Genomic DNA, 13,205 nt, shown 5'->3' on the forward strand with positions numbered 1-13,205 from the left:
GCGGTGATGCGATGAGCGGCGACGGAGTTGGCGCATCCGTGCGCCCCGGCGATGGAACGGGGAAGCTGCAATTGCGTAAACGTCGGGGCCACGCATTGCGGGCCCCGGGTTTCCGGGCAACGGTGATTCTACTGATGCAGCAAAGCGGCGTTGCGCGATTCCATGCCAATTTCCTGGGTGCGGTTGTGCCACTCCACGGCAAAACCGACGCGCTGGCTGGCCGCGTCGAATACCGGGGTCACCGCCTGGCTGAAATGCACCTCGCCGATCCGGATGCGGCCGTTGTGTGGCCGGGTCATCGTGTCGAGCATGGTGCGGATGCGATCGGCTTGACCCCTGCCGCGAGCGGCGTTCAGCTGCCGTCAGGCAAGCCGGCGAGGAAGCGGGAAATGATCGCCGCCACGGCACCGGGTTCGTCCATGTGCACATGGTGATGGCCGGGCAGGGTGGCCAGCCGCGCATCGGCCAGCCGTGCGACGCGCTGGCTGCGTTCGGGCTCCGGGAAATACGCCTGTGCGGGGGTGGCGTAGATCACCTGCACCGGGCAGCGGATGGCGTCGAGCACGTTGCCGACCTGCTCCTCGGTCATGCGCACCGCGGTGGGCAGCATCAGCCGCGGATCGCTGCGCCAGCTCCAGCCGCCGTCGACCTGTTTGACGCCGCGTTCGATCAGCAATCGTGCCGAGGCCTCGCTGAGCTGGTTGACCATCATCCGCGCCCGTACCGGTGCGGACAGGTCGGGGAACACGCGCAGCTGCTTGCCTTCCAGCTTGCGTACCGCATCGACATGGGCGCGCAGCCGCTGCAGAGTTTCCGCGGCGGGTGCGGACAATCCACCCAGCGCCTCGATCGACACCAGCGCCTGCACCCGTTCCGGTGCCACCGCGGCGACCAGGCTGGCGATCGCCGCGCCCATCGAGTGGCCCAGCAGCACGCAACGCTCCCAGCCCAGTGCATCGATGATCGCCAGCGTCTGCACGATGGCGTGCGGCGTGGTGTAGGGCGTGGTCGGTGGCAGGTGGCTGCTGAAGCCGTGGCCGGGCAGGTCGACCATCACCAGGTCCAGCGCCGGCAACTGCGTGGCCAGCGGCAGGAAGCTGGCGGCGTTGTCGAGCCAGCCGTGCAGCGCCAGCACTTTCAGGCCACCGGCAGGGCCGTTGCGCAGCGCCGCCACGGTCACGCCGTCGACGTCCAGCTCGATCGCGCGTGGTGTCATTCCGGCTGTGCCGCTGCCAGCGCAGCGAGTGCGCGGGCGTGGGCCGGGGCATCGTTGAGACAGGGGATGTAACGCATCCGCGCGCCGCGCTCGGCCAGCGTGGCGGTGAAGCCCATCGCCACCTCTTCCAGTGTTTCCAGGCAGTCGGTGGCGAAGCCGGGACAGACCACGTCCAGGGTCTTGAGGCCGCTTTCGGCCAGTGCCCACAGCGTCGGTTCGGCATAGGGTTGCAGCCAGCGTTCCCGGCCGAAGCGTGACTGGTAGGTCAGCATCCAGTCGCCGGCGGACAGGCCCAGCGCCGCGGCGATCGCTTCGCTGCTGGCCTGGCACTGCTGCGGATACGGGTCGCCGGCGTCGGCCAGCCGCTGCGGAATGCCGTGGTAGGAGAACACCAGCCGCTCACCGCGCCCGTGCTGCTGCCAATGCGCACGGATCGAATCGGCGACCGCCGCCACCCACGCCGGGTCGGTGGCGTAATTGTCGATGGCCTGCACCTTCACCTGCGGATTGCGGGCCTGCCAGCGGTGCAGCACATCCTCGATGGAGGCGGTGGTGGTGGTCGAATACTGCGGATACAGCGGCAGCACCACGATGCGGCCGACGCCTTCGGCGGCCAGCGCATCCAGCGCCGGCAGCAGCGCCGGCTGGCCGTAGCGCATCGCCTCGCGCACCCGCCAATGCGGCAGCGCCTGCTGCATGCGCGCGGCCAGGCGGCGGGTGTGGACCGCCAGCGGCGAGCCTTCCGGCAGCCACACCTGCGCGTATTTCTCCGCCGAGCGGCGGCTGCGCAACGGCAGGATCAGCCCGTGCAGCAACGGCTTCCACAGCAGTGGGGGGATCGACACCACGCGCGGATCGCCGAGGAATTCGGCAAGGTAGCGACGTACCGCCGGGGCGGTGGGTGTCTCGGGCGTGCCTAGGTTGACCGCCAGCAGGGCGGTGGTGGGTGCGTCAGACATGCCGCGTATTCTCGCAGGTGTGGCGACGGTGGGCGATGCGGGTGGCGTACCTGGATGCAGGCGGATGCAGGTTCCACTCACTGCCGATTCATCACCAGGCTCCTATTTTCAGGCACTTGCTTTATCTTCCTGTGCATCGACCGATGGAGTTCACCATGCGCCGCCTGCCGTGCCTTGTTCTGCTGCTGTCCGCGAGCCTGCTTTCCGCCAATGCCGTCGCCGGTCCGCAGGAAGACCAGCGGGCCCGCAATGCGGTGCGCGTATTGAGCGAGATCCAGAACATCCCGGAGCAGTCCATTCCCGACAAGCTGCTCGATGAAGGCCGCGCGATCATCGTCATTCCCGACACGATCAAGGCCGGGCTGGTGATCGGCGGGCGTCGTGGCCATGGCCTGATGTCGGTGAAGGCGGCCGACGGCAGCTGGTCCAACCCGGTATTCATCAAGCTCACCGGCGGCAGCATCGGCTTCCAGGCCGGGGTGCAGTCCTCCGATGTGATCCTGGTGTTCCGCAACGATCGCAGCCTGGACAACATCGTCAACGGCAAGTTCACCCTCGGTGCCGATGCCGGGGTCGCCGCCGGTCCGGTCGGGCGCAGCGCTGCCGCCGCCACCGATGGCCAGCTCAAGGCCGAGATCTGGTCGTGGTCGCGCGCCCGCGGGCTGTTCGCCGGGGTCGCGCTGGATGGGGCGGTGCTGTCGATCGACGATGCCGCCAACCTCGACGCCTATGGTCCCGGCACCACGCCGCGGATGATCCTGGAGGGCCGCCTGAACGAGGCGCCGTCCATGGACGTGGTGTCCTTCCGTGACCGCCTGGAGGAATCCACCTACGCGGCGCGTGAAAAGCGCGGCACCCAGGAGCCGCTCGCACAGCGCCCGGCCGCCGCCGCGCGCACCGATACCGTCAACGTGGCCGCACCGGCCGCGACCGATGGCGCCACCACCACGCCGTTGCAGACGCTGCCGGCGGAGGCGGTCCCGCAGCAGGGCTTCCAGCCGGTGTCCGAGGGCGAGATCCGCACCGAGACACTGGATGGCGGTCTCTGACCTTTGGCATAGCGATCGGCTGATGGCGGGTGCGCTATGCTGGTCAACCTCCTCACAAACTACGCGAGCGGATCATGGGCAGTTTCAGCATTTGGCACTGGTTGGTCGTGCTGGTCATCGTCCTGCTGGTATTCGGTACCAAGCGGTTGACGAGTGGCGCCAAGGATCTGGGCAGTGCGGTCAAGGAATTCAAGAAAGGCATGCGCGACGAGGACAAGCCGGCCGCGCAGCTGGGTGACGGTTCGCGCGATGCCGACAAGAGCCGCGAAACGCAGGCCGAGCACGATCGCGACACTCGCTGATCCCGGGGACCGGGCGTGTTCGATATCGGCTTCAGCGAACTGCTGCTGATCGCGGTGGTGGCGCTGGTGGTACTGGGTCCGGAGCGTTTGCCCAAGGCGGCGCGTTTTGCCGGGCTGTGGATGCGCCGTGCGCGCAACCAGTGGGATTCGGTGAGGCAGGAGCTGGAACGCGAACTGCACGCCGAGGAGCTCAAGCGCAACCTGCAGGACGTGCGCCAGTCGATGCAGCAGGCCGAGAGCGGGCTGCGCGAGCAGGTCGGGCAGGTCCAGACAGAGGCCGAGACATTCCGGCGCGAAGTGGAACAGGCGCCGTCGGCGCCGGAAGCGTTTATCGAACCGCGGCCGCTGGAACCCCGCACGGGCACCACTGAAGACGTGGCGGCGGAAGCGGACAACCGCGCCATCGCGCTGGACGCTGCGTTGCCTGCACCGGGCGACGAGGCCCCCGCAACGCCGGAGCGCGCGCCGTGAGTGCCACCGATTTCAACGACAGCACCCTGGTCGAGCATCTGGTCGAGCTGCGTGCACGGTTGGTGCGCGGGCTGCTCGGTCTTGGCGTGGCATTGCTGGCACTGCTGCCGTTCTCGCGCACGCTCTACACCCACTTGGCGACACCGCTGGTCTCGCAGCTGCCGGCCGGGCAGTCGATGATCGCCACCAATCCGGCCGGCGCGTTCTTCGCGCCCCTGAAGCTGACCTTCTTCACCGCGCTGTTCGTGGCGGTGCCGTGGCTGCTGTACCAAGCTTGGGCATTCGTGGCGCCGGGACTGTATGCGCGCGAGAAGCGGCTGGCGATGCCGTTGCTGGGATCGGCGGTCGCACTGTTCTACATCGGCTGTGCGTTCGCGTACTTCCTGGTGCTGCCGACGGTGTTCCACTTCCTGACCACCTTCCGCCCGGAGGTGATCGCCATCACCCCCGATGCCAACGCCTATCTGGATTTCGTGCTGGTGATCTTCTTCGCCTTCGGCGCCAGCTTCGAGTTGCCGGTGGCGATGGTGATCCTGGTGCTGCTGGGCTGGGTGACACCGCAGCAGCTACGCGAAGGGCGCGGCTACGCCATCGTCGGCATCTTCGTACTGGCGGCGATCGTCACTCCGCCCGACGTCGTGTCGCAGCTGATGCTGGCCATCCCGATGTGCGTTCTGTACGAAATCGGCATCCATGCCGCCCGCTGGTTGCAGCCGCGCGGGCAGGATCGGACCGCGGGGCCCTGATCCGCGCGGGTGGGCGGATGGCCGTGATGCGGGCTATTTTTTGGTTCATCGCAGGATACCGGGGAGGGCGGCGCGGATTTTCAGGAAGAAATATTCCTGATCGCGGTAGCCGTAGGCGCGGCGTTTGATGACCTTGATGGTGTTGTTGATGCCTTCCACGATGCTGGTGTTGAGCCGGTGCCGGCAGCGGGACAGGATTCCGTGCAGGTAAGCCTTGAGCTTGTGCGCGAAGTGCTCCAAGGCAGTAATGCCGCTGTCCTGTGCCTGCTGCAGCCAATGCTGCCAGGCACGTTGGGCCCAGCCGGGATGGCGGTAGAACCACAGCCGCTTGAGCTCCTCGCGCATGAGGTAGGCGGTGAGCAGGGGCTGGTTGGCCTGCAGCAGTTCGTCCAGTCGCACCCGCTGCGGGTGTTGAAGGTTGCGGCGATTGCGCAGCAGCAGCCAGCGGCTGGACTTGATCACCCGGCGCGCGGGCTTGTCGTGGCGCAGTTGATTGGTCTGATCCACGCGCACCCGGTCGATCACTTCGCGGCCGTACTTGGCCACCACATGGAACAGGTCGTAGACGATTTCGGCATTGGGACAGTGCGCCACTGAGCCAGGTCGAGCGCCTGCACGCGGTCAGCAGTGGCGGCCAGGGCAATGCACTGGTGGGGGCGCTGGAGAGCATCTACGACACCGAAGTGGCGACGATGCTCAGCGACCGCACCGGCATGAGCCGCCGCATCGCCCGTGCGCACTCGATTTCGCTGGTCCTGCTGGTGGCCGGTTTCCTGATCATCCTGGGCACCTTGTGGATGATCTCGCGGCTGGTGGTTAGTCCGATCAACCGCCTGACGGAGAAGATGATCCGCCTGTCCCACGATGACCTGGACGTGGAGATCACCGGGCTCGGGCGGGGTGACGAGATCGGCGCGATCGCCCGCACACTGGAAGTGTTCCGGCGCAATTCACGGGCCTCGCGTGACGCCAACTGGGTCAAGCTCGGGGTCGGCGAGGTCGGGGTCGAGCTGCAGACCGCGCAGACCCCGGGCGAGTACGCGCAGGCGCTGGTGTCGCAGATCGCGCCGCGCATCGATGCGCCGATCGGCGTGTTCTTCCTGTGGGACAAGGCCGCCGGGCAGTTGACCCTGCAGGGTCGAGGCCGCCTCCGGCAACGAGGCGCTCAAGGGCACGCTGGACGACGAGTTCGCGCTGGTGCTGGAGAAGCTTGACGACCCGCAGGGAGAGCAGCAGCTGATAGAGCGTCTGCGGGCATCGCTGTGCATGCCGATGCCTTACCGGCATGGTGACGAGCAAGTACTGCTGCCGATTGCCGCCAGCATCGGCATGGCCGCCTATCCGACCGACGGTTCGGAAGTGGATGCCCTGCTGCACGCGGCCGACCAGGCCATGTACCTGGTCAAGCGCAGCCGCGACACTGCCTGAGCCAGCGCCCGGCGGTGGCCCCGATGGTGCCCGGGATCAGAGCTCGATGACGTGGCCGTGCAGCGGTGGCGGCGCGGTGCCGGCATCGACCGGCGCCAGCATCTGCTTCCACGCCGCATAGACGGTGCCGGCGAAGACCGGCATCAACACCGCCAGCAGCAGCAACTGGGCCACGGCCATGGCCGCGGTCTGGCCGGCCACCAGGCCGATCACCAGCGCCACGATCGTCACCGCGAAGTAGATCGCGAAGATCGCGATGAACGCCAGCACGAAGAACACCAGCATCGCCGGCAGGTTGTGGATGCTGGCGCGCAGGCTCCGGCGCAGTGCGTGCATGCCGGTGGCGTTGTCGAACATCACCTGCGGCGGCATCACGAACAGTGCCATCGTCAACGCGGCGAAGGTGCCCAGCAACAGCAGCAGCCACAGCAGGATGCGCCCGGCCGGCAGGGTCGCCACCAGCGCCTCGATCTGCACCGGATCCGGCTGCGCGCCGGACTGGCTGATCTCGTTGAGCTTGAGCATCACCTCCGACAGCTGCTGCAGGCCGGTGGTGCCGACCAGCACCAGCAGCAGCGTGCCCAGCAGCAGGGCGGCCACCAGCTGCGGCAGCAGGGCGACCAGCAGGTGCGGGGCGCGGCCCTGCTGGATGCCTTGCAGCAGGTGCGAGGGCTTGGCGACGCGGCCCTGGTCGACCTCGCGGATCGCCCACAGCAGGCCACCCATGAACAGCGGGCCGCCCAGCAGCAACAGGAATTGCAACGCGGTACCCAGCACCGGCACCAGCATCGACAGCGACATCACCAGCGAGGTGACGATTCCCCACAGGATGCCCAGCGAGCCCAGTGCCAGCGGCGCGCGCTTGAACAGGCCAAAGCCGGTCAACAGCCATTCCGCGCCGGCAGACGCCGGCACCTTGCGAATCTCGCTCATTGCAGTTCCGAAACAGGGGGGCGCCGGTCGGGCCGGCGTGGGCGGATTATCGCCTGAAACCCTCCGGCACGTTATGAGGCGTTGGTCATGGGCCTGCTCCGGCTTGCCTTGCGTCCATGCCACCGTCCGCGGTGGAGCCAGCCTGGAAGCGCCGTCGGCAGTTGCGCGTAGCAGGCGATCTCGGCTGCCGTCCGCTGCGGAACGATGGATGGCGCCAAATCCGGACTCCCGCACCCATGGCAGGGCGGGAGGAGTGACCTCAGTGGTGGGCGCCGTGGCGGACGTGGCGCACGAAGCGGCGCAGCAGCTGGCGGGCCAGCGGTGCGGCCGTCACCTCGCGGGCCAAGCTGCGCGCGCAGCCGCCGTGGCGGGCGATGCAGTCCGCCCGCGCCTGTACATAGCCGCGCATGTGGTGGGTGGCGAATTCGGGATGGAACTGCAGGCCCCAGGCCTGCCCGCCCCAGCGGAAGGCGTGGCAGTTGTCCTGTACCGAGCGGGCCAGCACGGTGGCGCCTTCCGGCGCGCGCAGTACCGTCTGCAGATGGGTGGCATGGGCCGGGAAGCTGGCCGGCAGGCCGGCGAACAGCGGATCGGCCGCGGCCGGTGCTTCCAGTTCCAGGCGGATGGTGCCCGATTCGCGCCCGGCCGGGTTGTAGGCGACTTCGCCACCCAGCGCGTGGGCGAGCAACTGGTGGCCGTAGCAGATGCCCAGCAGCGGCATGTCGGCATGGGCGGCGTCGCGCAGCCAGTCGGCACTGCGTTCGCTCCAGTCGGCGCGGTCGGTGACGAAGGCGGCCGAGCCGGTGACTATCGTGGCGGCAAAATTGCCGCGGTCCGGCAGCGGCTCGCCGCGCTCGACATTGACCACCACCGTTTCGGCTTCTTCCAGTCCGGCGGCGACGCGGATCCAGTGCGGGAAGCGGCCGTAGCGGCGCAGGGTCGGGAACGGCTGCCCGGTTTCGATGATCAAAAACGGCTGGGATTTCATTCCGGGGGAGGCAGGACCGACAGGACTTCCTCGATTGTAGTCAGCCCCTGCGCCACCTTTTCAAGCCCGGTACGGCGCAGCGTGCGCAGCCCTTCAGCGCGGGCCGCCTTGCTGAATCCGGCCAGATCCATGTCACGGGTGATCAGGGCGCGCAGCCGCGAACCCAATGGCAGCAGCTCATACAGGCCGACGCGGCCCATGTAGCCGGTGCGCCGGCACTCCAGGCAGCCGACCGGTGCACATGCCGCGACCGTATCTGGTAATGCCTCATTGCCATCACGCAGGGGTGCCCAATCGGCGTCTGTCAGGGTGTCCGGCGCCTTGCAGTGCGGGCACAGGGTGCGCACCAGCCGCTGCGCCAGCACGCCGTTGACGGTGGAGGCGATCAGATAATGCGGTACGCCCAGGTCGAGCAGGCGGGTGATTGCCGAAGGCGCGTCGTTGGTGTGCAGGGTGGACAGCACCAGATGCCCGGTCAGCGAGGCCTGCACCGCCATCTGCGCGGTATCCAGGTCGCGGATCTCGCCGATCATGATGATGTCGGGGTCCTGCCGCAGCAGCGTGCGTACACCGGTGGCGAAATCCAGGTCGATGTTGGTCTGCACCTGCATCTGGTTGAATTCCGGCGCGATCATCTCGATCGGGTCCTCCACCGTGCACACGTTCACATCCGGTGTGGCCAGCCGCTTGAGCGTGGAATACAGCGTGGTGGTCTTGCCCGAACCGGTCGGGCCGGTGACCAGCACGATGCCGTGCGGGCGCGCCACCAGCTCGGTCCAGCCGGCCGCTTCCTCCGGGCTGAAACCCAGCTGCTCGATGCTCTTGAACGCCGAGTCCGGGTCGAAGATGCGCATCACGCACTTCTCGCCGAACGCAGTGGGCATGGTCGACAGGCGCATCTCGACCTCGCGTCCGCCCGGCGAGCGGGTCTTGATGCGGCCGTCCTGCGGGCGTCGGCGCTCGGCCAGGTCCATGCGCCCGAGCACCTTGATGCGGCTGACCACCGCGGTCATCACCGATGGCGGCACCTCGAACACCTTGTGCAGCACGCCGTCGATGCGGAACCGCACCCGGCCCATGTCGCGCCGCGGCTCCAGATGGATGTCGCTGGCGCGCTGCTCGTAGGCGTACTGCAGCAGCCAGTCGACGATGCTGACGATATGGTGGTCATCGGCGTTGACGTCGCCGGCGCGGCCCAGTTCCACCAGCTGCTCGAAACTGGGCACCGCGCTGCTGTTGCCGCCGTCGCGGGCATCGCCGCGGGCGCCGCGCACCGAGCGGGTGACACCGAAGAACTCCATCGAATAGCGGTGCAGGTCCAGCGGATTGACCAGCACGATCTCGATGCGGCGCCGGCTCAGGTGCTGCAGGTCGGGCACCCAGTCGCGCGCCAGCGGCTCGGAGGTCGCCACCAGCACGCGCTCGCTGTCCACCGCCAGCGGCAGGATGCGGTGGCGGCGGGCGTAGGCGTGCGAGACCACATCGGCCACCGCGGCCACGTCCACCCGGGTGGGGTCGATGCGCAGGTAGCGGGTGCCGGTGCGCACGGCCAGCCATTCGGTCAGCCGTTCCAGTCCCAGCTCGCCGCTCGCCGGTGGCGCGGCGGCCAGTTTCAGGTTGGCCAGCAGCACCAGCGGATGCACCTCGCTGGCATTGCGTGCGCCCTGTGCGGAGAAGCGGATGCGCTCGAGGTCGTGGGCGGCCACCAGGCCATCGTCCAGCAGCGCCGCGGCGACGTTGGAGAACTGCAACCGTCCGGGGGCGATCGGCACCGTCGCCGGTGGTATCTGCGCGCTGCGCGCGGCCTGCTGCTCCACGTCCCACCCCATGCTTGCCCGGCCACCGCGCGGTCGGCCGCTATACTAGCGCACCCCTCCGTACGGCAATCCGCAGCATGTCCGCGACCCCGACAGTTCCGATCACCTTCCAGGGCCTGATCCAGACCCTCAACGACTTCTGGGCGAAGCAGGGCTGCGTGCTGATCCAGCCGCTGGACCTGGAAGTCGGTGCCGGCACCTTCCATCCGGCCACCTTCCTGCGCTCGATCGGCCCGGAAAGCTGGAATGCCGCCTACGTGCAGCCCTCGCGCCGCCCCACCGACGGCCGCTACGGGGAAAACCCCAACCGCCTGCAGCGTTACTACCAGTACCAGGTGGCGATGAAGCCTTCGCCGGACAACATCCAGCAGCTGTACCTGGATTCGCTCAAGGCGCTGGGCATCGACCCGCTGGTGCACGACCTGCGCTTTGTCGAGGACAACTGGGAATCGCCGACCCTGGGCGCCTGGGGCCTGGGCTGGGAAGTCTGGCTCAACGGCATGGAAGTCACCCAGTTCACCTACTTCCAGCAGGCCGGTGGCCTGGAGTGCAAGCCGGTGCTGGGTGAGATCACCTACGGCCTGGAGCGGCTGTGCATGTACCTGCAGAGCTGCGACAACGTCTATGACCTGGTGTGGACCTACGGCCCGGATGGCGCGCCGGTCACCTATGGCGATGTCTACCACCAGAACGAGGTGGAGCAGAGCACCTACAACTTCGAATACGCCGACGTGGCCGAAATGTTCCACCGCTTCGACGCCTGCGAGAAAGAGGCGCAGACGCTGATCGAAGCCGGCCTGCCGCTGCCGGCCTACGAGCAGGTCACCAAGGCCAGCCACAGTTTCAACCTGCTCGACGCGCGCCGCGCGATCTCGGTCACCGAGCGCCAGCGCTACATCCTGCGCGTGCGCACGCTGGCGATGGCCGTGGCCAAGCTGTACGAGGCCAAGCGCCTCGAAGCCGTGGCCGCCAGGGAGGTGCAGGCATGAGCATGCAACCGCTGCTGATCGAACTGGGCGTGGAAGAGCTGCCGGTCAAGGCGCTGCCGGGCCTGGCGCAGGCCTTCTTCGACGGCGTGATTGACGGGTTGGGCAAACGTGGCATCACCTTCGACCGCGAAGGCGCCAAGCCGCTGTCGACCCCGCGCCGTCTGGCCGTGCTGCTGCCGGGCGTGGAAACCGAACAGCCCGAGCAGCACTCGGAAGTGTTCGGCCCGTATCTGAACATCGCGCTGGACGCCAACGGTGAGCCGACCAAGGCGTTGCAGGGTTTCGCCGCCAAGGCCGGCATCGACTGGACCGCGCTGGAGCGCACCACCGATGCCAAGGGCGAGCGTTTCGTGCTGCGCTCGGTGACCCCGGGCGCGCAGACCGCCGCGCTGTTGCCGGAGATCCTGCGCGAGGCCATCGCCGCGATGCCGATCCCCAAGCCGATGCGCTGGGGCAACCACGAATACGCCTTCGCCCGCCCGGTGCACTGGCTGGTGCTGCTGCACGGCAACGATGTGGTCGATGCCGAACTGCTGGGGCTGAAGTCCGACCGCATGAGCCGTGGCCACCGTTTCATGGCCGACAAGCAGGTGTGGCTGAGCAATCCGGCCGATTACGTCGAGTCGCTGAAGGCGGCCAACGTGCTGGTCGATGCCGACGCGCGCCGCGAACGCATCGTGCACGAGGTCAATGCCGCAGCCGCGCAGGCCGGCGGCGTGGCGCGCATCACCGACGACAACCTGGAGCAGGTGGTCAATCTGGTCGAATGGCCGGCGGCGGTGCTGTGCAGTTTCGAGCGCGAATTCCTGGCGGTGCCGCAGGAAGCGCTGATCGAGACGATGGAGATCAACCAGAAGTTCTTCCCGGTGCTCGATGCTGGCGGCAAGCTGACCGAGAAGTTCATCGGCATCGCCAACATCGAATCGAAGGACGTGGCCGAAGTGGCCAAGGGCTACGAGCGGGTGATCCGTCCGCGCTTTTCCGATGCCAAGTTCTTCTTCGACGAGGATCTGAAGCAGGGTCTGGTGGCGATGGGCGAGGGCCTGTCGAGCGTCACCTACCAGGCCAAGCTGGGTACGGTGGCCGACAAGGTGGCCCGTGTCAGCGCGCTGGCGCAGGTGATCGCGCCGCAGGTCGGTGCCGATCCGGTGCAGGCTAGGCGTGCCGCCGAGCTGGCCAAGAACGACCTGCAGTCGCGCATGGTGAACGAGTTCCCGGAGCTGCAGGGCATCGCCGGTCGCCATTACGCGCTGGCCGGTGGCGAGGCGCCGGCGGTCGCACTGGCCATCGACGAGGCCTACCAGCCACGCTTTGCCGCCGATGACATCGCACTGAGCCCGCTGGGCAAGGTGCTGGCGATTGCCGAGCGTCTGGACACCCTGGCCGGCGGTTTCGCCGCGGGCCTGAAGCCGACCGGCAACAAGGATCCGTTCGCGCTGCGTCGCAATGCCTTGGGGTTGGCGCGCAGCATCATCGAATCGGGTTTTGATATCGATGTTCGCGGCCTCCTGTCGCTGGCCCGCAATGCTGCGTTGAACGCCTGCGTGCTGGTTGCCGGGAAGGCCGTGGCGGACGCCAAGAGCGACAAGGAACGTGCGCTTGCGAGCAAATCCCATGATGAAGCCATTGCGGTGCGTGATGGTGATGCAGCCATGGGCATCGACGAGCTGTACGACTTCATCCTCGACCGCCTGAAGGGCTACTACGCCGACAAGGGCGTGCCGACCAGCCACTTCAACGCGGTGGCCGAGCTCAAGCCGGCCTCGCTGTATGACTTCGACCGCCGCCTCGATGCGATCGGCACCTTCGCCCAGCTGCCCGAAGCCGAAGCACTGGCCGCGGCCAACAAGCGCATCCGCAACATCCTGCGCAAGGCCGAGGGCGATATTCCGGGCAGCATCGATCCGGCGCTGCTGCGCGAGCCGGCCGAGAGCGAGCTGGCCGAAGCGGTGACCGCCGCCATCGACGACACCGGCGCCGCGCTGGCACAGAAGGACTACGTGGCCGTGCTCGGCCGCCTGGCCCGCCTGCGCCCGCAGGTGGACGCGTTCTTCGACAAGGTGATGGTCAACGCAGATGACCTCGCCCTGCGTGGCAACCGCCTGGCGCTGCTGCGCACGCTGGGCGACCGCCTGGGCAGTGTCGCTGCGATCGAGCACCTGTCCAGCTGATCCGGCTGCGATGATGCGTGACAGCGAAGGCCCGCGCATGCGGGCCTTCGCTTGTGCGGCGGCGGTGCGGTGGCGGACGGCGCCGGAACAGCCGCAGCGATGAACCGGATAACCCGTGCGTGATTTTGCCGGTCAT

14 protein-coding genes and 1 pseudogene are annotated in these 13,205 nt (G+C 67.8%); 8 read left to right on the forward strand and 7 right to left on the reverse strand.

Annotated features, from left to right (window positions below):
- Positions 1 to 128: 128 nt before the first annotated feature.
- From ACSBPQ_RS00065 to hemH, 3 genes are read right to left on the reverse strand one after another with little or no spacing between them, the layout of a single operon-like run.
- Complete coding sequence (locus ACSBPQ_RS00065; protein ID WP_442683060.1) at positions 129 to 311, reverse strand: hypothetical protein; 183 nt, start codon at positions 309 to 311, stop codon at positions 129 to 131.
- Positions 312 to 352: 41 nt separating this feature from the next.
- On the reverse strand, positions 353 to 1,216 hold the full coding sequence (locus ACSBPQ_RS00070; RefSeq protein WP_442683061.1) for an alpha/beta fold hydrolase: 864 nt from the start codon (positions 1,214 to 1,216) through the stop codon (positions 353 to 355).
- Complete coding sequence (hemH, locus tag ACSBPQ_RS00075; protein ID WP_442683062.1) at positions 1,213 to 2,175, reverse strand: ferrochelatase; 963 nt, start codon at positions 2,173 to 2,175, stop codon at positions 1,213 to 1,215. Before hemH ends, ACSBPQ_RS00070 begins: the two co-directional genes overlap by 4 nt.
- 155 nt (positions 2,176 to 2,330) lie before the next feature.
- Here hemH and ACSBPQ_RS00080 point away from each other — a divergent pair, with 155 nt between their 5' ends.
- The 4 genes from ACSBPQ_RS00080 to tatC all read left to right on the forward strand — a co-directional run bounded on the left by ACSBPQ_RS00080 (position 2,331) and on the right by tatC (position 4,743).
- Positions 2,331 to 3,224 carry a lipid-binding SYLF domain-containing protein gene (locus ACSBPQ_RS00080; RefSeq protein WP_442683063.1) on the forward strand — a complete coding sequence of 298 codons (894 nt, stop codon included), beginning with the start codon at positions 2,331 to 2,333 and terminating at the stop codon, positions 3,222 to 3,224.
- A gap of 74 nt (positions 3,225 to 3,298) precedes the next feature.
- A complete protein-coding gene (gene tatA, locus ACSBPQ_RS00085; RefSeq protein WP_442683064.1) occupies positions 3,299 to 3,526 on the forward strand; it encodes a Sec-independent protein translocase subunit TatA in 228 nt (75 codons plus the stop codon).
- Positions 3,527 to 3,541: 15 nt separating this feature from the next.
- Entirely contained in the window at positions 3,542 to 3,997 is a 456-nt protein-coding gene (tatB, locus tag ACSBPQ_RS00090; RefSeq protein ID WP_442683065.1) for a Sec-independent protein translocase protein TatB, read from the forward strand.
- A complete protein-coding gene (tatC, locus tag ACSBPQ_RS00095) occupies positions 3,994 to 4,743 on the forward strand; it encodes a twin-arginine translocase subunit TatC (protein WP_442683066.1) in 750 nt (249 codons plus the stop codon). The genes tatB and tatC overlap by 4 nt, the downstream gene beginning before the upstream one ends.
- A gap of 45 nt (positions 4,744 to 4,788) precedes the next feature.
- Here the strand turns inward: tatC and ACSBPQ_RS00100 are convergent.
- Positions 4,789 to 5,334 (reverse strand): annotated as a pseudogene (locus ACSBPQ_RS00100) (ISL3 family transposase); the annotation flags it as partial.
- 59 nt (positions 5,335 to 5,393) lie between these two features.
- Here ACSBPQ_RS00100 and ACSBPQ_RS00105 point away from each other — a divergent pair.
- Together ACSBPQ_RS00105 and ACSBPQ_RS00110 are read left to right on the forward strand one after the other, a co-directional pair.
- Positions 5,394 to 5,957, forward strand: a complete 564-nt coding sequence (locus tag ACSBPQ_RS00105) for a HAMP domain-containing protein (protein ID WP_442683067.1) — start codon at positions 5,394 to 5,396, stop codon at positions 5,955 to 5,957.
- Positions 5,941 to 6,171 (forward strand): diguanylate cyclase domain-containing protein, encoded by a 231-nt coding sequence (locus ACSBPQ_RS00110; protein ID WP_442683068.1) that lies wholly within the window; start codon positions 5,941 to 5,943, stop codon positions 6,169 to 6,171. Before ACSBPQ_RS00105 ends, ACSBPQ_RS00110 begins: the two co-directional genes overlap by 17 nt.
- A gap of 36 nt (positions 6,172 to 6,207) precedes the next feature.
- On the opposite strand, the gene ACSBPQ_RS00115 is transcribed toward ACSBPQ_RS00110, so the two are convergent.
- From ACSBPQ_RS00115 to ACSBPQ_RS00125, 3 genes are all read right to left on the reverse strand, one after another.
- Positions 6,208 to 7,104, reverse strand: a complete 897-nt coding sequence (locus ACSBPQ_RS00115) for a BPSS1780 family membrane protein (RefSeq protein WP_442683069.1) — start codon at positions 7,102 to 7,104, stop codon at positions 6,208 to 6,210.
- A gap of 259 nt (positions 7,105 to 7,363) precedes the next feature.
- Positions 7,364 to 8,092, reverse strand: a complete 729-nt coding sequence (locus ACSBPQ_RS00120) for a glutamine amidotransferase (protein ID WP_442683070.1) — start codon at positions 8,090 to 8,092, stop codon at positions 7,364 to 7,366.
- Positions 8,089 to 9,921 carry a GspE/PulE family protein gene (locus ACSBPQ_RS00125; protein ID WP_442683071.1) on the reverse strand — a complete coding sequence of 611 codons (1,833 nt, stop codon included), beginning with the start codon at positions 9,919 to 9,921 and terminating at the stop codon, positions 8,089 to 8,091. Before ACSBPQ_RS00125 ends, ACSBPQ_RS00120 begins: the two co-directional genes overlap by 4 nt.
- A gap of 65 nt (positions 9,922 to 9,986) precedes the next feature.
- Here ACSBPQ_RS00125 and glyQ point away from each other — a divergent pair, with 65 nt between their 5' ends.
- Complete coding sequence (gene glyQ, locus ACSBPQ_RS00130) at positions 9,987 to 10,898, forward strand: glycine--tRNA ligase subunit alpha (protein ID WP_442683072.1); 912 nt, start codon at positions 9,987 to 9,989, stop codon at positions 10,896 to 10,898.
- 2 nt (positions 10,899 to 10,900) lie between these two features.
- Positions 10,901 to 13,069 (forward strand): glycine--tRNA ligase subunit beta, encoded by a 2,169-nt coding sequence (gene glyS / locus ACSBPQ_RS00135; protein WP_442684609.1) that lies wholly within the window; start codon positions 10,901 to 10,903, stop codon positions 13,067 to 13,069.
- The last annotated feature ends 136 nt before the right edge of the window (positions 13,070 to 13,205 follow it).

Source organism: Stenotrophomonas sp. JC08, assembly GCF_052180205.1.
Lineage (GTDB): Bacteria > Pseudomonadota > Gammaproteobacteria > Xanthomonadales > Xanthomonadaceae > Stenotrophomonas.